The sequence below is a fragment of the Eubacterium limosum genome (assembly GCF_000807675.2).
Lineage (GTDB): Bacteria > Bacillota > Clostridia > Eubacteriales > Eubacteriaceae > Eubacterium > Eubacterium limosum.
The window spans coordinates 2294654-2314746 of sequence record NZ_CP019962.1; the positions used below are offsets into that span (position 1 = coordinate 2294654).

23 protein-coding genes are annotated in these 20093 nt (G+C 48.6%); 18 read left to right on the top strand and 5 right to left on the bottom strand.

Translation table 11 applies throughout. The features are described from left to right. Nucleotides 1-116 precede the first annotated feature (116 nt). From B2M23_RS10710 to B2M23_RS10740, 7 genes are all read left to right on the top strand, one after another. A complete protein-coding gene (locus B2M23_RS10710; protein ID WP_038353545.1) occupies nt 117-470 on the top strand; it encodes a hypothetical protein in 354 nt (117 codons plus the stop codon). Nucleotides 471-719: 249 nt separating this feature from the next. After that, complete coding sequence (locus tag B2M23_RS10715) at nt 720-1163, top strand: hypothetical protein (protein WP_038353546.1); 444 nt, start codon at nt 720-722, stop codon at nt 1161-1163. A gap of 176 nt (nt 1164-1339) precedes the next feature. Continuing rightward, on the top strand, nt 1340-1615 hold the full coding sequence (locus B2M23_RS10720) for a LysR family transcriptional regulator (protein WP_038353547.1): 276 nt from the start codon (nt 1340-1342) through the stop codon (nt 1613-1615). Between the two features lie 154 nt (nt 1616-1769). Next, complete coding sequence (locus tag B2M23_RS10725; protein WP_038353548.1) at nt 1770-2288, top strand: hypothetical protein; 519 nt, start codon at nt 1770-1772, stop codon at nt 2286-2288. 404 nt (nt 2289-2692) lie between these two features. After that, nucleotides 2693-3982, top strand: coding sequence for a putative bifunctional diguanylate cyclase/phosphodiesterase (locus tag B2M23_RS10730; protein ID WP_038353549.1), 1290 nt, complete (start codon nt 2693-2695; stop codon nt 3980-3982). A gap of 206 nt (nt 3983-4188) precedes the next feature. Next, the gene (locus B2M23_RS10735; RefSeq protein WP_038353550.1) at nt 4189-5637 is read left to right on the top strand and encodes a GntR family transcriptional regulator; all 1449 of its coding nucleotides are present in this window, start codon (nt 4189-4191) and stop codon (nt 5635-5637) included. 139 nt (nt 5638-5776) lie between these two features. Beyond that, nucleotides 5777-6355, top strand: a complete 579-nt coding sequence (locus B2M23_RS10740) for a TetR/AcrR family transcriptional regulator (protein ID WP_038353551.1) — start codon at nt 5777-5779, stop codon at nt 6353-6355. A gap of 59 nt (nt 6356-6414) precedes the next feature. Here B2M23_RS10740 and B2M23_RS10745 read toward each other — a convergent pair whose 3' ends face one another. From B2M23_RS10745 to B2M23_RS10755, 3 genes are all read right to left on the bottom strand, one after another. Next, complete coding sequence (locus B2M23_RS10745) at nt 6415-7260, bottom strand: DegV family protein (protein ID WP_038353552.1); 846 nt, start codon at nt 7258-7260, stop codon at nt 6415-6417. Nucleotides 7261-7449: 189 nt separating this feature from the next. Then, entirely contained in the window at nt 7450-8244 is a 795-nt protein-coding gene (locus B2M23_RS10750) for an ABC transporter permease (RefSeq protein WP_038353553.1), read from the bottom strand. After that, nucleotides 8237-8872 carry an ABC transporter ATP-binding protein gene (locus B2M23_RS10755; protein WP_038353554.1) on the bottom strand — a complete coding sequence of 212 codons (636 nt, stop codon included), beginning with the start codon at nt 8870-8872 and terminating at the stop codon, nt 8237-8239. Before B2M23_RS10755 ends, B2M23_RS10750 begins: the two co-directional genes overlap by 8 nt. Before the next feature lie 144 nt (nt 8873-9016). On the opposite strand from B2M23_RS10755, the gene B2M23_RS10760 reads away from it, so the two are divergent. From B2M23_RS10760 to B2M23_RS10800, 10 genes are all read left to right on the top strand, one after another. Further along, nucleotides 9017-9334, top strand: coding sequence for a carboxymuconolactone decarboxylase family protein (locus tag B2M23_RS10760; protein ID WP_038353555.1), 318 nt, complete (start codon nt 9017-9019; stop codon nt 9332-9334). Between the two features lie 117 nt (nt 9335-9451). Then, nucleotides 9452-10582 carry a dTDP-4-amino-4,6-dideoxygalactose transaminase gene (rffA, locus tag B2M23_RS10765; RefSeq protein WP_038353556.1) on the top strand — a complete coding sequence of 377 codons (1131 nt, stop codon included), beginning with the start codon at nt 9452-9454 and terminating at the stop codon, nt 10580-10582. 20 nt (nt 10583-10602) lie between these two features. Continuing rightward, the gene (locus B2M23_RS10770) at nt 10603-11733 is read left to right on the top strand and encodes an ATP-grasp domain-containing protein (RefSeq protein WP_038353557.1); all 1131 of its coding nucleotides are present in this window, start codon (nt 10603-10605) and stop codon (nt 11731-11733) included. After that, the gene (locus B2M23_RS10775) at nt 11723-12688 is read left to right on the top strand and encodes a glycosyltransferase family 2 protein (RefSeq protein ID WP_038353558.1); all 966 of its coding nucleotides are present in this window, start codon (nt 11723-11725) and stop codon (nt 12686-12688) included. Before B2M23_RS10770 ends, B2M23_RS10775 begins: the two co-directional genes overlap by 11 nt. Beyond that, on the top strand, nt 12669-13016 hold the full coding sequence (locus tag B2M23_RS10780; protein ID WP_038353559.1) for a DMT family transporter: 348 nt from the start codon (nt 12669-12671) through the stop codon (nt 13014-13016). The genes B2M23_RS10775 and B2M23_RS10780 overlap by 20 nt, the downstream gene beginning before the upstream one ends. Beyond that, entirely contained in the window at nt 13009-13356 is a 348-nt protein-coding gene (locus B2M23_RS10785) for an EamA family transporter (RefSeq protein WP_038353560.1), read from the top strand. Before B2M23_RS10780 ends, B2M23_RS10785 begins: the two co-directional genes overlap by 8 nt. A gap of 15 nt (nt 13357-13371) precedes the next feature. After that, the gene (locus B2M23_RS21180; protein ID WP_167617862.1) at nt 13372-13548 is read left to right on the top strand and encodes a hypothetical protein; all 177 of its coding nucleotides are present in this window, start codon (nt 13372-13374) and stop codon (nt 13546-13548) included. Next, nucleotides 13538-14896: an ArnT family glycosyltransferase gene (locus tag B2M23_RS10790; RefSeq protein WP_038353561.1), complete on the top strand. Its 1359-nt coding sequence runs from the start codon at nt 13538-13540 to the stop codon at nt 14894-14896. The genes B2M23_RS21180 and B2M23_RS10790 overlap by 11 nt, the downstream gene beginning before the upstream one ends. Before the next feature lie 85 nt (nt 14897-14981). After that, the gene (locus tag B2M23_RS10795; protein WP_158308581.1) at nt 14982-15551 is read left to right on the top strand and encodes a nitroreductase family protein; all 570 of its coding nucleotides are present in this window, start codon (nt 14982-14984) and stop codon (nt 15549-15551) included. A gap of 413 nt (nt 15552-15964) precedes the next feature. Continuing rightward, a complete protein-coding gene (locus tag B2M23_RS10800) occupies nt 15965-16891 on the top strand; it encodes a hypothetical protein (protein ID WP_038353562.1) in 927 nt (308 codons plus the stop codon). A gap of 52 nt (nt 16892-16943) precedes the next feature. On the opposite strand, the gene B2M23_RS10805 is transcribed toward B2M23_RS10800, so the two are convergent. Continuing rightward, on the bottom strand, nt 16944-17987 hold the full coding sequence (locus tag B2M23_RS10805; protein WP_038353563.1) for an NAD(P)H-dependent amine dehydrogenase family protein: 1044 nt from the start codon (nt 17985-17987) through the stop codon (nt 16944-16946). Between the two features lie 167 nt (nt 17988-18154). On the opposite strand from B2M23_RS10805, the gene B2M23_RS10810 reads away from it, so the two are divergent. Further along, the gene (locus B2M23_RS10810) at nt 18155-19144 is read left to right on the top strand and encodes a 2-hydroxyacid dehydrogenase (RefSeq protein WP_038353564.1); all 990 of its coding nucleotides are present in this window, start codon (nt 18155-18157) and stop codon (nt 19142-19144) included. A 35-nt stretch (nt 19145-19179) separates the two neighbouring features. On the opposite strand, the gene B2M23_RS10815 is transcribed toward B2M23_RS10810, so the two are convergent. After that, nucleotides 19180-20088, bottom strand: coding sequence for a sensor histidine kinase (locus tag B2M23_RS10815; protein ID WP_038353565.1), 909 nt, complete (start codon nt 20086-20088; stop codon nt 19180-19182). Nucleotides 20089-20093: the final 5 nt, after the last annotated feature.

Genomic DNA, 20093 nt, shown 5'->3' on the forward strand with positions numbered 1-20093 from the left:
CTGTATATTATAACACACTTCAAGACATTTGTGTGTCCTTTATGAACTAAAATGTATCTTGTTAATGGGAACAGTGCAGTGCTATAATGAAAAAAACACTTCTTTTGGAGGCAGAGATGAATTTTAATGATGGATATTTTTTGAACAGTTTTCACAAAGCAAGATTTAAGGATATGGCTCGCCGCAATGGCAGAGTATACCAGGTGCCGGGATACTTGGTCAGCGCTTATATTTTCAGTTCAACCCCTGAGCTGATGGCCAGAACCGAGCCCTGCATGAACGATTCAGCCATTGATTTCGCCAAAATTCTGAACGGAGGGCTGGGCAGTGAGGAAAAGATTCTCGTTCAGTTTGCCGCCAACTTTTATGATCCGTCAAGGTATGAAAGCCCGTCGGTTTCAGCGTTAATCAACGAGCTCTCAGGTGAAAGCTATACCGTTATGCTGAATATTTTTAAAATGTTCAATTAGTTTGATGCAAGGGTCAAAAGGGCATGTGTTTCATGCTTGCGTGAAAAACATGACTTTGGGATCCGTTAAACATGAGAAAGCAGCCATTTTTCGTAGAAAAATGAGCGGACTTCGAATGTTTTTTGGATTTCGGGAGTGTGAAACACGGAGAAATCCGAAGGCATCATGAGGCATGACGCCAATAACTTAGTTTAAATAAGAAAGAAACAGGGTATATCAAAAGCAGTATTAATGAAAAGGAGAGAAGCAATGAAACGGAAATCCTTTGTTTTAGTGCTGCTTTTGACCGCTCTTTTATTTCTGGGGGCAGGCTGCAGCATGACGCAGCCTTCTGGCGAAAGCGCGTCAAACCCTGACAGCAGAACCCAGGAAATGGATGAAGAAGCCTCAAACGACAGCACAATCAATGAATTCAAACGTGAAACCTCGGAAATCTCGCAGAAAGTGGACGCCGTGGTGCCCATTGAAAATGACATGAATGAAAAAACTCAGCAGTTCAACGAGATGATGCAGAGAATCAACACCCTGGATCAAAAAATTGACAATTATGAGGACCAGATCGAAGCAGACTATCAAAACCAGAAGCTTTCTGAGAGGGATTATAAGGTTGCCAAAATGGATATTGAAAAGGCGGACGATGACCTTGGGGCTGTAAAAGAAAAACTGGAAAACAAGTTTGCGATGGATGATTGATTATAACAAAATAAGCCAGAGAAGATGCATAGAGCTAAATTCTCTGGCATTTTTATTGAAAATAAAGAAGAAACACTGTGAAAAGTTTCTATTTTCATATCTTTTTTTGACATTATCTCTAGAATTTTGTATAATTGTATCAATACATTCAAGAAATTATTGAAAGGCCGGAAAAAATGAATCTTAATCATCTATATTACTTTAAAACTCTGGCTGGATTGGAACATTATGCGAAGGCTGCCAAAGAGCTTAACATCAGTCAGCCAAGCTTGAGCTATGCGATTGCGGGACTGGAGAAAGAGCTCGGCGTTCCTCTGTTCAGGAAAAAAGGCAGAAATGTGGTACTGACCAGTTATGGGAAGGCTTTTGAAGAGTATGTCGCCATTGCCATTGCCCAATTGGAGGACGGTGTCCGTTTTATCCAGAATATGGACGGAGAGGAACAGGCATAGTCTGAAAAGATACGAACAGAATATTTAAAGAGGCAAGAGCAGCATCAGCTGTTCTTTTTTTGTGCATTATAGGGGAGTGGCAAAGCATTAAGGGTGATTTTCAGTAAGTGATAAGGGTATATGGTATGTATGTCTTACATTGGAGGTTCAACAAATGGAATCACTTGATTATTATAGCACCAGTAACACTTTGAATACTTTTATGACTGCCCTTTTTGGCGCAGCTGCCGGCGTCGTGGCTATTATCTCTGCCCTGATCGGTATTGCGCTATACCTGCTTTTAGCATATGCTTATTACCGAATGGCAAAAAACCGGGGTCTGCCCCACGCCTGGACCGCCTGGATACCTATCGCGCAGCTTTACCTGCTGGGGATGCTTATAGACCGACGCGTTTATTTTGGCAGTGCTAAAATTTCCAATGCACATGTTCTGCTGCCCATCGGTTTTATTTTGGTACCGGCAGTCGCCTTTATTCCGATTATAGGCTACCTTTACGGGGTTGCCTATACGATCTATGCTTTTGCAGCACACTACCGGCTTTACCGCCTCTATGGCACGTCCAACCAGGCGTTGGTTTTCCTGATTTTAAGTATAATTTTTCCGGTGACAGAACCCTTTTTCGTCTTTGTATTAAGGAATAAGCCTTCGGTTGAATATCAGACATATTTTTAAAATAGGAGTAATTATAATTGGATATTCCTAAACATAGTTTAAAACAAAACTGATGGTTATAATATTTAGCATAAAGAATCATATCACATTGTAAATGGTGATATGATTTTTTTATTTTAAGATTGCACTGTAAAAGAAAATCCTGTATAATATAGCTGCTTGGATTATAAGGATAAAAGATGAAGCTGCTTTAAAGCAGATGCTACAATCCGGGCAAAAACTCAGCTATTCTTAAGAGACTCCCTCTCTGATTGAATAGACATTTACATTTCTTGCGCAGGGGCTGCCCTGTGCGACGGGTGGAGGAGCGCGCCAATTTCCTCCATTTACTCTTCTTTGAGACAGCACTCATGCTGTCTCTCTCTTGATATCAGCAAATGCTGGCTTTTATGAAGGAGCAAAAAATGACTGCTCAAATATATAAGACAGACTATCTGCCGGGACAGGAGCAAAAACAGGAGCTTTTTATCCGGCAGCTGGAGAAAATCCTGAAAGAAAAAAGAACAGAAGCGGTTTTAGCCGCCATGGATATTCAGAATTTTAAATCGGTAAATGAAATCTGGGGTATGAGCAATGGCAGCCGTCTGCTGTCAATCATTATCGACCAGTCGCTAAAATTCCTGGGCAGTGGCGAGAGTATTTCTCGCTTTTTTAAGGATCGTTTTTATCTGCTGCTGCTGGGACCGGTGAATACCATAAAGGAAAGGCTGGAAGCCATAAGACAGCAGATTGAAGCAGAATTTGTACGTTGCATTAGTTATCCCTATTCGTTAGTGGTGAGCCTTGGGCTTTGTGAATACAATGAAGATGTGGAAAGCGGTGACGAATGGCTCATACGGGTAAATTATGCGCTGGAAAGCGCTGAACTGCCTGTGGGCGATGGTTTTGCGGTTTATGATAACGCCATGCGGAAAAATCTTCATGAGATTCGAAAGATTGAAAAACGGATGCAGTTCGGCATTGAGAATAAAGAATTTAAAATATATCTTCAGCCGCAGTTTGAACTGGCAACAGGACGCCTTTCCGGTGCTGAAGCCCTGGTCCGCTGGATCAATCCAGAGGCAGGGCCAATTAGCTGTCCAGATCAGTTTATTCCTTTGTTTGAGAAAAACGGTTTTATCAGAAAACTGGACTTCTATATGATGGAGCAAGCCTGTCAGGTGCTAAGCGGCTGGAAAAAGCAGGCTCTGGAACCAGTACCCATTGCGGTAAATATTTCAAGACGCCACATCGGGGAACCGGGATTGGCAGACAGATTGCTTGAGATTTGCAAGACCAATGGGGTGCCACCAGAATACATTGAAATTGAACTGACCGAGACCTTTGAGCTCTCAGAAAATGAGACGCTCAGGAAAGGACTGGGCACACTGAAAAAAGCCGGATTTTCACTGGCTTTGGACGATTTCGGTAAAGAGAACACCTCCATAAGCCTGCTCAGGGAAGCCTGCTTCGATGTGATTAAATTTGACAAATCGTTTTTGAATGGCTGTACAGAGAATGAGCGCGCCCAGAATCTGCTGGATTCGATGCTGCGGATGGTTAAAAAACTTGGAATTAAAACACATGTGGAGGGCATTGAATGCCGGGAAGAGGAAACTTTGTTAAAAAAATACCAGTGTGACCGGGTTCAGGGGTTTTATTATGCGAAGCCCATGCCCGCAGAGATGCTGACAAACTATTTGCCAAAAACATAAGCAAAGCTTGTGTTTTTAACTCCAACAAAACAGGAAAAGCACAAATAAACGGGGGTATCGTAGCTGTGTGTTCTGCTTTGTGGGAGTTTTTTTATTGCTGAAAAAATGCTTTATAAATAATATTTTTAATATTGTAGGTTTTTTAGAACGATTATGGTATAATCAAGGCTGTTAAATGTGTGTAATCTGGAACCGGAGGACAGAGTATGAGTGAATTAGCCACCCAGAATTTGGCAACCTATGTTTATGAAAACCTGCTGCTTAGAATCATGACGGGAATACTAAAAAAAGGCGATGTTCTGCCGTCCAGAAAGCAGCTGGCCGAAGAATATAATGTCGCAGAGATTACCATCCGCACAGCGATCCAGATGCTGGCACTCAACAGTTTGGTGAGCACCTCTCAGGGAAAGGGAACGGTTGTCATCTTTGATATGCAGCATGATGAAAACTCGCAGTTTTACTGGAATTTTATGTCTAAACGTGTCGGCTCCATCGTGGATGTGATGCGGGCCACATCGCTGTTTTTTTCGGATATTATGATTCATGCGGCCTTGAACTGTGGCCCTGAGGACATTGCCCGTTTTAAACAGCTTTACGCAGATTATCAGGAAGCCCGCGGAAGAAACATCGTCGTTTGCTTCAGCCGCTTTTGGATAGAGCTTCTGGAAACATTGAAAAATCCGCTTGTCAAGGAGCTTTACCAGCAGATGGTCCAGTTTACCGGCTTGTTTTCCATTATTTTTGAAGAGAAAATGATGATGGATTTTAAAGAATGGTCGCTGCCTTATCTGCAGGTCTTTTTTCAGGGAATGGAGGAAGTCAGCCTGGATAAGCTGCAGCAGGGGCTGGGTGCAGTGTTTGGAGATAGCGAGTTTGTGGCGTATTCTGAAAGGTACAATGACAAACTGGGCGCAAAAGAACAGGTCCCATTTTACTGGTTTATCAGCAGTGAACGTCATAATCTGACGGATTCCATCATTAATGTTATCCTGAAACGCATTGAAATTGGAGAGTACCAGATAGGTGATTCCATCCCATCCCTTAATAGGATCCGGGAAGAATTCCAGGTTTCAGTCAAAACGGCCAGAAATGCGCTCAGCGGACTGGAGGAGACTGGCATGATCGAGCGTTCCCAGGGGAAAAAGGCAGTTGTCATTAAGCGTGAGGCTATCCGGATAGAGCAGGAAAAAATACCGGTCCAGCAGATGCAAAACGACCTGAAAAACCTGCTGGATGCACGGGCTGCGATGATGCTTACCCATAAAACCTTTGTCCGTGAGGCGATGAAGGGAAAACGGAAAAATAAGAAAACGGAGCAGCAGGGAAGCCGGCTGAAAACAGTGACCTATCATTCGCCGATTCCTCTGTTTAATGAAATGGCTCTGCAGATGGAATCACCGACGCTGCGGCATATTTACATGCAGCTTGAAAACATCATGATTAAGGGCAGCCATTACAGACAGACCGCGAACTATGATTACAGCAGTCGGGTCAGTGTTATTATGGAAAACTATGAAAGGGCCCTCAACGCTTACCTTGAGGGAAATGAGGAAGATCTGGAAAAAAACCTGTATGAGGTTATCCGCATACAATACGACGTTACAGCGGACTATTGCCGCAGAATGGGGGTTCCGGTAGAACAGGTTATTACCTAAGCCAAAAAGGGATTTGCCGGATTTAAACAGGTAAAAAGCTTTTGCTGAAATCTGACAAAAAACTACTCTTGCTTTACTTGACGAACGCAGCGATAAAACTTATAATTAAAAGCGACACGTATGTCGTTTTGGAGGTTTTATGAGTACACTGAAGGCCGATATGAAGCGGAATTATATTTTAGACAAGGCGCGGGATGTTTTTATCCAGAAGGGTTTTGCCGCCGTTACCATGAAGGACATTGTGGAGGCCTGCGATATCAGCCGGGGCGGACTGTACCGCTATTACGGATCGACCCGGGATATTTTTCTGGCGTTGTTCCAGCGTGACGCCAAAGAGGAGCTGGAGCGTGTAGAGGTGGCGATTTGGGAGGAAATGTCTGCCAGAGACATTCTTTTTTCCTATATGAAGCGGCAGAAGTGTGCCTTTGAGCAGGAGAGAACCACCTTATCCAATGCTGCCTATGAGTTCTTTCTTGAAAACCCCGACGACCGGGTGATCTTTCAGTGGCAGTTTGACGGCATTTCCGAAATGCTGCGGGAAATTTTGGAGTATGGCGTTCGAAAGGGTGAGTTTGTTTTGCCTGACACTGCGGCCTTTGCCAGGCATCTGGCTCTTTTTATCAACAGCATGCAGCTGTCATTACCCCTGCTAAACTTTCCGGGTCCTCGGATTGAGGAACAGTTCGGATTGCTTTTAAGACCGATTTTAGCCAGTTAGATAATAAAAAATACACAGCCAAATCAAAAAATTCGGCTGTGTATTTTTGTTTTATAAGCTTATTTCGCCTTTAAAAAGACAAGGATGACCGCCCCGGGGCCGGTGTGCGTTCCGATGACACAGCCTACCGGGTGCATTTCAATTTTGTCCAGATGGTGGTCGCGGACGGCCTGGGCTTTAAAGTCCATAACCTGCTCCTTGTCCCGGGTATAACCAAGATAGACAGGCACATTGGGGTCCAGACCCTGGGCCTTGGCGATCTGCTCAGAAAGGATCTTATTGCCGTTTTTTAAGCCGCGGGCCTTTGCCAGCATTTCAAGACTGCCCTGGTTCAGGGTAACGATGGGCTTGATCCGCAGCAGGGAGCCCATGGTGGCCGCGCCTTTGCCAAGGCGGCCGCCCTTTTGCAGGTATTCCAGCGTGTCGACCATGGCCAGCAGCACCAGGCGGTGGCGGGCTTCGTCAAGGACAGAAACGATCTCATCAGCTGTTTTACCATCAGCCCGCATGTTTACGGCATATTCAACCAGCAGGCGCAGGCCCATGCTGGCGTTTAAGGTGTCGATGATGTGAATGCGGTCGTATTCGGCCATGTTTTTGGCCAGAGTTGCGCTCTGAACCGTTCCGCTGATTTTGCTGGACAGCAGCAAGACAATGACATCGTCGCCGGCCTTTTTAGCTTCCTCAAAATAGGGGAGAAACTGTGTGGGTGTTGGCTGTGAGGTGGTCGGCAGGGTTTTTGAGCTCTCAAGGATCGGGTAAAATTCCTCAATGCTGATATCCACCCCTTCATCGTATTGGTTATCGCCTACGATAACCTTAAGCGGGACGATGGAGACGTCCAGCTTTTTAGCCTCCTCCTGTGAGATATCAGAAGTTGAGTCGGTAATAATTTTTATGGACATGGATAATTCCTCTCTGTTTTACATTTGAAATTTAAAATAACTTTAACTTAAAACTAATAGCATTTATAATTCTATCAAAGAATGCTTAAATGTCAAGGAGTTTTCAAAAGTTTTCATTTTCCTAAAGTAAAAAGCCGCAGCCAAAGACTGGCTGCGGCGGGTAAGCTGGCAGAAAATTAAAGGGAGCGGTTACTGCTGGCTGCTGATAAACTGGGCATCTTTCGTGAAAAAGGTTTTATAGCCCAGAGTGACAAACAGAACCACGGTGATGGCTGTGCAGCCCAGAATAGCCAGCATGATACCGATCTGGTATTTGATGGCAGTCAGGGGAAAGGTCCCGGAGAGGATCTGCCCGGTCATCATGCCCGGCAGGGAGACAATGCCCATGGTAAGCATATTGTTCATGGTGGGGAGAATGGCACTGTCAAAGGCGTCGTTGACGATATCCCGGGTTGCGGCCTTGGGGGTGGCGCCCAGCATGAGGGCGCTTTCAATCTGGTCATGTCTTTCAAGTATGGCGCTGCACAGCTTGTTGGCCCCCAGGGCGATACCTGTCATGGCATTGCCGACAATCATGCCTGATATGGGAATAATGTACTGCGGGTTAAACCAGGGAGTAACATGCAGCACTGCCAGCATGAAAATAATTGCAGTGACACCATAGCCAGCCACCATCGATACGGCGATGAGCTGCCTGAGCTTTTTGTTCATGGGTGTTTTCACACGTTTCAAAGCATTAAAGATGGCAAATCCAACCATGACGGAGAGCATGAGCAGCGTCAGCCACCAGCTGGGATTTTCAAAAACATACATTAAAATATAGCCCATCACTGTGAGCTGAAGGGTCATGCGGGTGGTGGCGATGAGGATCATCTTTTCACGTTTGATGCCCCTTGCCTTAAAGATGACCAGCAGCAAGAGCACAAAGATGTAGGCGATGGCGAGATTAAAAATGGAAAGATCCATAACCGTGCTGTTATTCATGGGCGTAGCCTCCTGTCCGTCCGTTTTCGATGCGGATGGTCCCCTCGGGATAAAGGCCGGAGACCTCCTCGGAGTGGGTGACCATGATGAGCGCTTTCTTTTCGCGCGTCACAAAATCGGCCAGATTAGTGATGATAAAATGTTCCGTTTCCTTATCCAGCGCTGCTGAGGGCTCGTCAAGCAGATAAACTTCTGCATCCATGAGCATGACGCGGGCCAGGCAGAGGCGCTGCTTTTCACCGCCCGAAAGGCTGAGACAGGGATCATCCAGCGGCTTATCCAGCTTCACCTGCTCGAGGGCGTTTAGCAGGCGGTCTCTGGACGCGGGCAGCTTCTCAGAAAAACGGAGGCCGATCTGTAAATTTTCTTCCAGGTCGCCGCTGTAAATTACCGGAGTCTGCCCGAGCATGACCACCTCGCGGCGCAAAGACACAGCCGGGATATCAGCGAGATCGCTGCCGTTGTAGGCAATGGCGCCGCTGTCGGGGGTATACAGCTTGTTTAAATGCTTGAGCAGTGTAGTTTTTCCGCTGCCCGAGGAGCCGATGATACAGGTGATGGGACGGTCAATGGTTAGAGCCTCAATGTCCAGAATATTTTTGAATTTCAGATTACAGATTTCAAACACAGCTTTTTTCCTTTTTTATTTTTATTTTAGCACATTTTGCGTTCTGGGAGTAGCCCAAAAGGGAAGGCGTGCTTTTAAAAGGTGCGGGATAAACTAAAGAAAGCCAGCGTAAAATGATCTTAATACTAAAAAGGAGTGATATTAATGAAGGTAACCACAGGATTTCAGATGTTTATGGAAGAATCAGGCGAGGTAGGCAAAGCCTATTCACAGCTCGTTCAGACAATGGCCCAAAGCAGCGCGTTGGATAAAAAAACCCATGCTCTGGCTTATATCTCCGCATTGGCGGCCGCGCAAATGACAGGCGGCCTGGCTTTTCATGTGATGATGGCAAAGCAGGTGGGGGCAAGCAGAGACGAAGTCAGGGACGCTGTGCTGGTGGGGCTGCCGGCAGTAGGGCTTGCAGTTCTGGAGGCTTTAGAGGTGGCGCTTAACGCCTATGATGAAACAGTGACGGCATAGTTTAAGGAAATAATTAAAAAGATCTGAATTTTGGATCTTTTTTTGTGTTGAATTTGACCCGCCTTTTTATATGACGTATAATAGGTAGCGTGAGAAATAAACGAACGAGGCGACAATATGATTACATTTAATAAACCGCCCTTTATGGGGGATGAGTTCAAATATATTAAGGAGGCAATCGACAATAAGCAGATCAGCGGTGACGGTGCCTTTACGGCCAGATGCAAAGCCTGGCTGGAAAAAAGCTGTAATGCGCCGGAGGTACTGCTGACAACCTCCTGTACCCACGCCCTTGAGATGGCAGCACTGCTCTTGCAGATACAGCCGGGCGACGAGATCATCATGCCTGCCTATACCTTTGTGTCCACCGCCGATGCTTTTGTTCTGCGGGGGGCACGCATTGTTTTTGTGGATATCCGGCCGGATACCCTGAATATTGATGAAAAACAGATTGAAGCTGCGATCACCCCAAAAACCCGCGCCATTGTCCCGGTGCATTATGCCGGTGTTTCCTGCGAGATGGACACCATAAACGGCATCGCAGCTGCCCATGGCCTTAAGGTGGTAGAGGACGCTGCCCAGGGAGTGATGGCCTTTTATAAAGGAAAAGCCCTCGGCACCCTCGGTGATTTTGGATGCTTCAGCTTTCATGAAACCAAAAACTACAGCATGGGCGAGGGCGGCGCCATTGTGATCAATGATCTGAAATATAAGGAAGAGGCTGAAATCATCCGGGAAAAGGGGACCAACCGAAGCCGTTTTTTCCGGGGTGAGATCGACAAATACACCTGGGTGAACCACGGTTCATCCTATCTTCCGAGCGATATGAACGCCGCCTATCTGTGGGCACAGCTGGAGCACGCGGATGAAATCAACAATGATCGGCTGGCCAGCTGGGATTATTACCATGACGCGCTCCTGCCCCTTGCCAGGAGAGAGCAGATTGAGCTGCCCTTTATTCCAGAGGAGTGCACGCACAACGCCCACATGTTTTATATCAAAGCCCGGGATCTTGAGGAGAGAACCGCGCTTATGGCCCATATGAAGGAAGCCGGCGTCCAGGCGATCTTTCATTATATTCCGCTGCACACCGCGCCTGAAGGGCTGAAGGTTGGCCGTTTCAGCGGCGAGGACCGCTATACGACCAGGGAAAGTGAACGGATTATGCGGCTGCCAATGTATTATGGACTGGCAAGGGAAGACCAGAACCGGGTGGTCAGTGCCATCGAAGACTTTTATCGGGTGTGAACGTGAAGGAGAATGGATCGATGAAGGAGAAAATTGCAATAATCGGAGCCAGCGAGTTTCAGAATCCGCTGATTCTGAGGGCAAAGGAAAAGGGCTATGAGACCCACGTCTTTGCCTGGGAGGCAGGGGACATCGGAGAAGAAACAGCTGATGTCTTTCACCCTGTCAGCATTGTTGATAAGGAAAAGATTCTGGAAATCTGCAGATCGGAGGGGGTTGCGGGGATCTGCTCCATCGGCTCAGACCTGGCGTCCCTGACGGTCAGCTATGTGGCTGAAGCGCTGGGGCTCCGGGGGAATTCCATGGCATCCGCTGAGCTCAGCACTAATAAATATGCCATGCGCTGCGCCTTTAAGGCTGCGGATGATCCGATCCCCGGATTTATGGAGGGGGATGCGGCCACCCGCCCGCAGGATGTGGCGCTTAAGTATCCGCTGATTGTAAAACCCACGGACCGCTCCGGAAGCCGGGGGGTTACAAAGATTGAAGGCCCGGATGGACTGGAAGGCGCCATTCATAAAGCCCTTGAGGATTCCTTTGAAAAAAAGGTGATGATTGAGGAATTTGTGGAGGGCAGGGAGTACAGCGTGGAGTGTATCTCCTATGAGGGGATGCATGTTTTTCTTGCGCTGACGGAGAAAAGAACCACTGGCGCGCCTAATTTTATCGAAAAGGGCCATTTACAGCCAGCTGAGGTTACACCCGCCCTGCGCAACCAGATCATCACCATTGTCAAGAAAGCTCTGGACACCCTTCAAATAAGATTCGGCGCGTCCCATTCAGAAATCATTATCCAGAAAAACGGAGTTATCCGCATTGTGGAGATTGGCGGACGAATGGGAGGAGACTGTATTGGCTCACATCTGGTGCCATTGTCAACCGGCTATGACTTTGTGGGCATGGTCATTGATATTGCCTGCGGGAAGGTGCCGGATTTTTCAATTATCCACGAGCCCTCCCCGGTCGAAATCCGTTTTATTTTCGGGCCGGAGGATCTGGCAGGCTACGAGGCTATGAAAGAGGCGGCAGAGGATCGGATCGTGTGTACCTCTCTGCCTGAAAAGCTGGATGATCATCCGGTTACAGACAGCTCCAGCCGCTACGGCTTTTATATTTTTGAAAAGGAAAGGATGGGGGCGGATGTCGATTAGCGAAAAAATATCCTTTGTCATTCCCTGCTACCGTTCAGAGGATACCATAGAGGCTGTGGTGCGGGATATTGATGAGACTGTCAGGCAGCGGCCAGGCTACGATTATGAGGTTGTTCTGGTCAATGACTGCTCGCCGGACAATACCTATGAGGTGTTAATGCGTCTGGCAGACACAAACCCAAGGGTGCGGGTCGTTAACCTGGCTCGGAATTTTGGGCAGGCGTCAGCCATTATGGCGGGTTATCACTATGTGACCGGCGACCTGGTCATCAATCTGGACGATGACGGCCAGACCGATCCCAGGGAATTTTATAAGCTGGTGGACCGGGTGCACGAGGGCGACGATGTGGTCTACGCCAAATATCCGGAAAAAAAGCACAGCGCGTTTCGGAATTTTGGCTCCAAGGTCAATGATATGATGGCAGATGCGCTGATCGGCAAGCCCAGACATCTGGTTTTTACCAGTTATTTTTGCGCCAGACGCTTTGTCATCGATGAGGTGCTGCGGTATGATAAGCCCTTTCCCTATATTGACGGGCTGCTCATGCGTGTTACCAAGCGAGTGAGCGCTGTTGAGATTCCTCACAGGGAGCGCGAGGCTGGGGAGTCCGGCTATACCATCAGCAAGCTTTTTTCACTCTGGCTGGATGGCTTCACGGCCTTTTCAGTCAAGCCCCTCCGAATCGCCACGATTTTAGGTTTCTTGATCGCGATGGTGGGGTTTGTCTACGGGGTGGTGACCATTATCAGACAGTTTGTAGAACCCAGTGAGGTTACCGGCTGGGCGTCGCTGATGGCAGCCACGGTTTTTCTGGGCGGTATGATTATGGTGATGCTGGGGCTTGTGGGCGAGTACATCGGCCGTATTTATATCAGCCAGAACAACGCGCCGCAGTATGTGGTGCGGAACACACTGAATATTGAGGACGGAAAAAATGGAAAAGATACGCATTAAGGATTTTGTTTTTCTCCACGTCCTCCTGCTGGTTTACTCCTTCTCCTCAGTTTGCTCAAAGGCGGCCGCGGCTCAGGCGTTTTTATCATTTCAGTTTTTCATTTATTATGGCCTGGTGCTGGTGATATTGGCAGTTTACGCGCTGCTGTGGCAGCAGGTGCTTAAGCGGATGCCGCTGACGGTGGCCTTTGCGAACAAAGCGGTGGTGATCATCTGGGGCATTGTCTGGGGCATGCTCTTTTTTGGTGAGACGCTTCGGATTTCCATGGTAGTCGGGTCTGTTATCATTATCGCGGGCATTTATCTGGTGGTGAGTGACGATGAATAATATGCTTTTTTATACAATCCTGTTTCTGGTTTCTGTGTTTATATCCTCCATTTCCCAGATTATTCTGAAAAAAAGCGCGGAGGTTAAGTACGCGAGTATTATCCGGGAGTATTTAAACCCCATGGTCATTACCGCCTACACCATCTTCCTGGCTTCCACCCTGCTGACGACCTTTGCCTATAAAGAAGTTCCGCTTTCGCTGGGGCCGGTCCTTGAGGCGACAGGCTATATCTATGTGGCGGTGCTGGGAACACTTATTTTAAAGGAAAAGCTCAGCCGGAGAAAAATCATCGGTAATGTGCTGATTATTGCGGGGATTATGATTTTTGCGTTGTTTTAAGCGAGGAGGTAATGGATGAAAAAAATATTGACGGTATTATTGGTTTTGCTGCTGCTCTACATTGCGCTGCCTTTTTTGTTCAAAACAGGTAATTTTGTGCTGAATGGTGCCCTTGTGCTTGCGGCCGCGGCGTTTCTGGCATTCTGGTTCAGCCTGGTATTCGGAAAGGAACAGGATCGGGATGCAGACTAAAGCTTTTTTCAAAACCTATCAGCGGGAAATTTTCTTTGTGTTGTTCTGTTTCTTCTTTTATTTTGCCTGGTCGCAGCTGATTCCTTACAATAATGCGCCGGATGAGGACATGCGGTACGACATCGCCCATTTTATTTTTAAGAACGGGGTGCTGCCCTTTGGCAATGAACCGGAAATTGTCAATCCCCTCTGGGGACAGTCTTACGCCTATCAGCCGATTTTTGCCTACCAGATCGCCGCGGTATTTATGCATGCGGGGGCGCTGTTCGGCATGGCTGAGGATCAGCTTTACCTTGCGGCCCGTTTTGCCAATACGCTCATTGCCACGGGCACAGTGGTGCTGGTGCTGGCCATTGGCAGAAAGTGCTTTAATGGAAAAGGGGTTTACCTTTTCGCGGTGCTGGTCTGTCTTCTGCCGCAGTTTGTTTTTATTTCTTCTTATGTGAATAATGACACCCTGGCGCTGTTTTCCACAGCGCTGATCTTTTACTCGTGGATACTGGGAATGAAACGCCACTGGGATTTAAAAAGCTGTGTGGTGATGGCTGTGGGGCTTTCACTTTGCTTTTTATCCTATTATAATGCCTATGGATTTATCCTGTGCAGTGTGATTTTGTATGCAGGAGATTACCTGATAAACCGTAAAAAATGGCCGATTAGGAAGTTTTTGGGCCTGGGCCTGATCATTATCGGGATCTGCGCTGTGCTGGCAGGCTGGTGGTTTGTGAGAAGCGCCCTGCTGCACGACGGCGATTTTTTCGGCATGCGGACAAGCGCCGCGCTGGCAGAACAGCTGGCCCAGCCAGCTTATAAGCCCTCGCAGCATGTGACGCCCATGAGCTCAGGCTATTCGATTCTGCAGATGCTGTTTACCTCCTATCAAAATATGGATAAGGTAAGCCCGCCCTGGATTTTTGTGACCTATATCAGCTTTTTGGGGAACTTTGGTTTTATGAGTATTCCCATGTCGAAGATTGCCTATGTTGTCCTGACGGGTATTTTTGGTGTGGGGGGCGTTGGTTTTCTCCTTTGGTGGTTTAAAAAAGCGCGAAAAGAAGAGGGCGTCCGCGGCCATTTATGGACAGTTACGCTGATACTGGCGATTCTGCTGCCCATTGGTTTGAGCATATGGTATTCTTATTCGTCGGATTACCAGCCCCAGGGGCGCTATGTGATCACCGCGCTCATACCGCTCATGTATTTTCTGGCAAAGGGCCTGGTATGGGTGGAAAATGCGTTGCAATCAAGAGGTCTTGCCATTCCAGTAACACTTTTGACAATTTTTGCTGAGGTGGTGGTCGTTTTTTACGCATTCTGCGGCAATCTGGCGGCAGCGGTGCTTTCCTGACAAGCGCCGCCGCTTTACAGGTATGATATAATAGTGTCAGGGTGAAACAAAATAAGCCCAATGTGATTATAAAATGATGGAGGTAATGATGGAAACTATTCAGATGATTTCAAATCCAACCATGAGCAGTATTTTAAACCGCCGGAGCATCCGGAAATACAAACAGGAGTCTGTCGGAATGAGCGAGCTGGCAAGCATTATGGAGGCAGCCCTTCAGGCCCCGACCGGGCGGAACGAGCAGTCCTGCGATATTATTATGGTCCAGGACAAGGATCTGCTAATGGAAATGAACGCTGGCTTTAAGGCCTATGCCAACGAGCACGGCAGCCGCTATGATCTGTCTGCGGATAACTATTCGGTTTATTACCACGCGCCGGCCTTTGCCTTTATTGTGGGCGATACGGCCAATAAATGGCGCTATGTGGACGGCGGCATTGTGGTTGAAAACATGGCTCTGGCGGCGGAATCTATGGGTGTGGGCACCTGTATCATCGGTATGATCTTAGATTATATGACCAGCGAGGACGGTGCGGACATGATGAAAAAGATCGGCGCGCCTGAGGGCTACGAGTTTATCATTGGCCTGGCCCTGGGCTATCCGGACGAAGCGCCGGAAGCGAAGCCGAGGGATGGCTCAAAAGTACGTTTTCTGTAATCTGGTTTCACATAAAGTATGGGACGCTGTTTTCGGACAGTGTCCTTTTTTATTGGCGCATGGAAATTTTAGCAGCGCCAAGAATGCGGGCTGAGACTGTCAAAAAAGTGTCGCGGTCCGAGACTGTGCCTTTTATCCAGAAAAGAAAAAAGTCCAGGCGCTGTGGATCACGGACAGGCATCGTGCCGTGCTGCTGGCACAGCCGGACACTGGCGAGATAAAGCTTCAACTTTAGAGAAGAAGATATTATTGTGAGGGGAATGCCCGCAGGACACTTTTTTCTTTCTTAGGTAAAAGGCTTCGTCTCTCGTGTTTTTTGACACTTAACAGCGCCAAGAATGTCGCTTTTTTACAAGTCCCCAGAATCTGAGATGGTATAATAACAGATATAACAACGAAAGGAAGGACTTGCGATGCAGAACGCCCTTTATAATGAAATTAAAACATGGATGTACCGAAACGCGCGGCATGTGGAACTGTGCTTGTGGCAGTATTTTTTTGAGGATGGGGATAAAAAAGCAGTTGCCGACGCGCTGTTATCCTACCAGAATGAGGACGGCGGCTTTGGCCATGTTCTGGAGCCGGACAACTGGAATCCAAATTCCACCCCCACGAGCACCGACCACGCCCTGGGGCTTTTGAGACTTGTCGGCTTCGAGGACATGGAGCATCCCGTTTATCAGGGAATCTGGAAATACCTGGAGGCAGGGAAGGATCTGGCAGACTATGGCTGGCGCTTTACAGTGGAAAGCAACGATGACTACCCTCACGCGCCCTGGTGGAATTACAGCGAGGAAATGAACCGTAAGGAGTATCTCGGCATGACAGCCAGTTTCTCAGCCTTTATCCTGAAATACGGCGATCCGGAGTCCCCGCTTTACCAGAAGGCACTCACATTCACCGATATTTTTATGAACATGCTGGCACAGGATATGAGTTACGGAGAAATGGGCCTGAGCGGGTATATGGTGCTCATCGACACCATCATAGAGATCAGGCTCGGCGGCTATGATTGTGACGCCCTGGTAAAGGCACTGGGCGGGAAAATAAAAAAAGCCATCGGGGAGGATGAAACCGTCTGGGCGCAGTACGGCGTCCGTCCGTCAAATTACATCAACAGCCCTTCCAGTGTTTTCTATGAAGATAACGCGGAAATGGTGGGCAAAGAGCTGCAGTATCTGCTGGACACCAAGCCCAAAGATGGTGTCTGGGGGATTACCTGGACCTGGTTCGATAATATGGCGCAGTACGGCGATGCCTTTATCCTCAGTGAAAACTGGTGGAAGGGCAACCGGGCCATTATGAACACCCTGTTTTTGAGAAACTTTGGAAAGCTGTAAAATGGGCATAAAAAACGGCACACGCTAAAAGCGGTGCCGTTTTTGTGGCTTTTTAGAAAAATTCATCCACATAATATTGGATCGGATAGGTCATGTATTCGACGGGTTCCATTTTTTCAACGGTAAAGTAACCGGCAGGTGCGTTCAGCAGCGCCGGAATCCGGTTGACAACAGTGGCGCAGGTGTGTTCCACTGTGGCTGGCTTTTCCACATAGAAAGTGGTATCCGGTTCACCGGAAATTTTCCAGTCACACATATCCCCGTCATTGGGGCCATAAACCTTGCCGATACACTGTGTTTCGATCACAGGTCCCTGGAAGGTTTCAGTGGTGACCACAGAGCTCATGCCGATGGCATTGCCGCGTTTAATGGTTTCGCCCAGAGTTTCGGAATAAACATCCTCGTCAGAGAAGAAGGGGACGTTTTTCTGTGTCTGAGACTTGATGGTCCACCCCATTTTTGAGCACAGCGCTTCGTTGGAGTTCCAAACGTAGGAGGGCTCAAGGGTTTCGGGATGGGCAATCTGTTCTTCAAATTCTTCGGCAGTCAGGCCGGCTCCGTGGGCCTTGGCCAGCGCCAGGCCGTAATCTTCAACGTTGTAGCTCACAGCACCCTCGATGCGGTCGATCCGGTCAACACCGCCCGCGATGGTACCGATCATATTGATCCAGAAAATATCCTGCATGCCGGAGCCCGCAATGGTACAGCCGGTTTCCTTGGCAAGGACATCGAGCCGGTTAGTGATGGCTGGGGAGGTATTCCAGGGGTAAATCGCTTCCTCACAGGTTGTGATGGCGTTAATACCGCGTTTCGCTACCTTTTCAAGGGCTTCCTCCATATCGTCCATAAAGCTGAACATGGTGACAATGGCGACATTCGCGTCTGTATTGTCTAAAACCGCGTCGGCATCATCGCTGATGGTGATGCCCAGTTTTACGCCAAGTTCGGCAAAATCGCCGATATCCATCCCGACAACATCCGGGTTAACATCAATGGCGCCCACAATTTCTGCGCCTTTTTCATATAAATAGCGGATGATGACCTTGGCCATCTTGCCGCAGCCGTATTGAACCACACGGACTTTTTCTCTAAACATTGGCTTAAAACCTCTTTTCTTTGAATTTGCAGGTTTCCCTGCGTGCATCTTCTTTTAAGAATATACCCAAAAGCAAAGGATTAAACAAGGGCTTAAAAAACCTAAGGAACCTGCCTTGAAATTACCGGCAGAAACCGCTACAATGGGGAAAGAAAGGAAGCGATAAAATGAAAGTCATTGTTTTAGCCGCCAGAGCGCGGATTGAGAAATACACCGATTTCAGCCAGATTCCAGAGGACTGGGAGCTCGTTTTTGCCCAGAAGATGACCGACGCCGAAATCTTGGAAAAGGCCGGCGACGCAGCCTTTATTTTTGCCGACCCGGTGCTGCCGGTCAGCGGCAGCCTGATCCGGGGCCTGCCCAATCTGAAGCTGATCCAGTCTGAAGGCGTGGGGTATAACCGGATTGACCTGGAGGCCGTCAGAGAGAAGGGCGTATATGTGTGTAATAACGCCTCCGCCAACAGCGGCGCCGTTGCTGAGCAGATCATCCTGTTGATTTTAGCGCTGCAGCGCCGGTTTATGGAGGGTGCCCGCATGGTGTATGAGGGCGAGCAGGCAGCCGCCAAGCAGCGGTTCATACTGGATGGGCTCATGGAGCTGGGAGACAGCACTGTGGGCATTGTCGGCTTTGGCGCTATCGGTAAGGAGCTGGCCAGAAGGCTGGACGGTTTTGGGTGCCGGATGCTCTATTATAACCGGCACCGCCTGCCCGAGAAAGAGGAGGCGGAGCGGAATGTTGACTACTGCGACCTTGATACTCTGCTCGAGACCTCGGATATTGTGAGTGTCAACCTGCCGGTAACGCCGGAAACCACTGGTTTTATCGACGGGAACTTTTTGAGAAGGATGAAAAAGACCGGAATCCTCATTAATACAGCCCGGGGTGAGATCATGGATCAGGAGGCTGTGGCCCAGGCGCTGCTTGATGGAACCATTGCCGGCGCCGGAATTGATACCCTTGCGCCAGAGCCTTTTACGCTGGATAACCCCATTTTAAGGCTGCCTGAGGAAGTCAGGGAAAAGAAGCTGGCCGTCTCGCCCCATGTGGCGGGCACGACCTATCACGTTTTTCATAAGATGCACCGGGACAGCTGGAAAAACCTGCGCCTGGTATCTGAGGGAAAAGAGCCGGAAAACATTGTGATCAAACCATAAAAAAGAGCACGGCACAAAATTGTGCCGTGCTCTTTTTACGCCTGATTCCAGTAAATGCGGAGGCTGAAAAGTGAGCCGTCCAGACTGGCGGTGACCCGGTGGCCCATGGCCTCCACCAGATTTTTGACAATGGCCAGACCCAGCCCGGTGTTCTGGCCGGTGCGCATGCGGTCGGCTGTGAAAAAGCGGTCAAAAATCGAAGCGATGTCCGACTCGGTCAGACCACCGGCCTCGTTTTTGAAAATCGTGACTACGGTATTTCCCTCGGCGTACTGGCGGATTTCAAGGTGCCGGCCTCCGTGCTTCAGGGAATTTTGGATCAGGTTGGTGAAAATGCGGGTGACTGCGCCCGCGTCAGCACGCACCTCGGGCAGCCCATCCTCAAGGTCAATCTCAAGATGAATGTCCTTGTCCGTAAAGTCTTCATAAAAAGCGGCCAGCAGCTCGCAGAGAATGGGGTGGAGCGCAACCGGGCAGAGGTTCAGGGGGTACTCGCCGGATTCCATCCGGGAGAGATCGTAAAAACCTGTGAGCAGGGTCTGGAGGGTGTGGGAGCGCTTTTCCACCACGGTCAGATATTCGGCCCGGTCCTCGGCGGACAGGGTGGGATCTTTTAAAAGCTGGGTGTAGCCAAGAATGGCCGTCAGCGGTGTCCGCAGGTCATGGGAGATGTTGGCGATCTGGCGTCTAAGCGCCTTCTCCCGCCGCAGGGATTCCACCTGAACCGCCTGCTTCTGGTCCATCAGGGTATTGATCTCGCGGACCAGCGACTCAAGGGAGCGCCCGGGCGCCGGCAGGGACAGGCGCCTGTTCGGCGTGCTTTCATCAGAATGGTTGACGGCGCCCAGGTCATCCCTGAGCTTGCCGAGGCTCCGGCGCTCAAGAAGTAAAAGAGCCAGTAAAACGGCCGACAGTGCGATAAAAAAGATGAGTGTCAGGAACATGTTTC

Bases quoted from the DNA above. Each gene is read 5' to 3' on its own strand.
- B2M23_RS10775 (WP_038353558.1), top strand. From the start codon at position 11,723: ATGTCGATTAGCGAAAAAATATCCTTTGTCATTCCCTGCTACCGTTCA.
- B2M23_RS10710 (WP_038353545.1), top strand. From the start codon at position 117: ATGAATTTTAATGATGGATATTTTTTGAACAGTTTTCACAAAGCAAGA.
- B2M23_RS10715 (WP_038353546.1), top strand. From the start codon at position 720: ATGAAACGGAAATCCTTTGTTTTAGTGCTGCTTTTGACCGCTCTTTTA.
- B2M23_RS10785 (WP_038353560.1), top strand. From the start codon at position 13,009: ATGAATAATATGCTTTTTTATACAATCCTGTTTCTGGTTTCTGTGTTT.
- B2M23_RS10810 (WP_038353564.1), top strand. From the start codon at position 18,155: ATGAAAGTCATTGTTTTAGCCGCCAGAGCGCGGATTGAGAAATACACC.
- B2M23_RS10790 (WP_038353561.1), top strand. From the start codon at position 13,538: ATGCAGACTAAAGCTTTTTTCAAAACCTATCAGCGGGAAATTTTCTTT.
- B2M23_RS10800 (WP_038353562.1), top strand. From the start codon at position 15,965: ATGCAGAACGCCCTTTATAATGAAATTAAAACATGGATGTACCGAAAC.
- B2M23_RS10780 (WP_038353559.1), top strand. From the start codon at position 12,669: ATGGAAAAGATACGCATTAAGGATTTTGTTTTTCTCCACGTCCTCCTG.
- B2M23_RS10735 (WP_038353550.1), top strand. From the start codon at position 4,189: ATGAGTGAATTAGCCACCCAGAATTTGGCAACCTATGTTTATGAAAAC.
- B2M23_RS10745 (WP_038353552.1), bottom strand. From the start codon at position 7,260: ATGTCCATAAAAATTATTACCGACTCAACTTCTGATATCTCACAGGAG.
- B2M23_RS10740 (WP_038353551.1), top strand. From the start codon at position 5,777: ATGAGTACACTGAAGGCCGATATGAAGCGGAATTATATTTTAGACAAG.
- B2M23_RS10730 (WP_038353549.1), top strand. From the start codon at position 2,693: ATGACTGCTCAAATATATAAGACAGACTATCTGCCGGGACAGGAGCAA.
- B2M23_RS10795 (WP_158308581.1), top strand. From the start codon at position 14,982: ATGATGGAAACTATTCAGATGATTTCAAATCCAACCATGAGCAGTATT.
- B2M23_RS21180 (WP_167617862.1), top strand. From the start codon at position 13,372: ATGAAAAAAATATTGACGGTATTATTGGTTTTGCTGCTGCTCTACATT.
- B2M23_RS10805 (WP_038353563.1), bottom strand. From the start codon at position 17,987: ATGTTTAGAGAAAAAGTCCGTGTGGTTCAATACGGCTGCGGCAAGATG.
- rffA (WP_038353556.1), top strand. From the start codon at position 9,452: ATGATTACATTTAATAAACCGCCCTTTATGGGGGATGAGTTCAAATAT.
- B2M23_RS10720 (WP_038353547.1), top strand. From the start codon at position 1,340: ATGAATCTTAATCATCTATATTACTTTAAAACTCTGGCTGGATTGGAA.
- B2M23_RS10815 (WP_038353565.1), bottom strand. From the start codon at position 20,088: ATGTTCCTGACACTCATCTTTTTTATCGCACTGTCGGCCGTTTTACTG.
- B2M23_RS10770 (WP_038353557.1), top strand. From the start codon at position 10,603: ATGAAGGAGAAAATTGCAATAATCGGAGCCAGCGAGTTTCAGAATCCG.
- B2M23_RS10750 (WP_038353553.1), bottom strand. From the start codon at position 8,244: ATGAATAACAGCACGGTTATGGATCTTTCCATTTTTAATCTCGCCATC.
- B2M23_RS10725 (WP_038353548.1), top strand. From the start codon at position 1,770: ATGGAATCACTTGATTATTATAGCACCAGTAACACTTTGAATACTTTT.
- B2M23_RS10760 (WP_038353555.1), top strand. From the start codon at position 9,017: ATGAAGGTAACCACAGGATTTCAGATGTTTATGGAAGAATCAGGCGAG.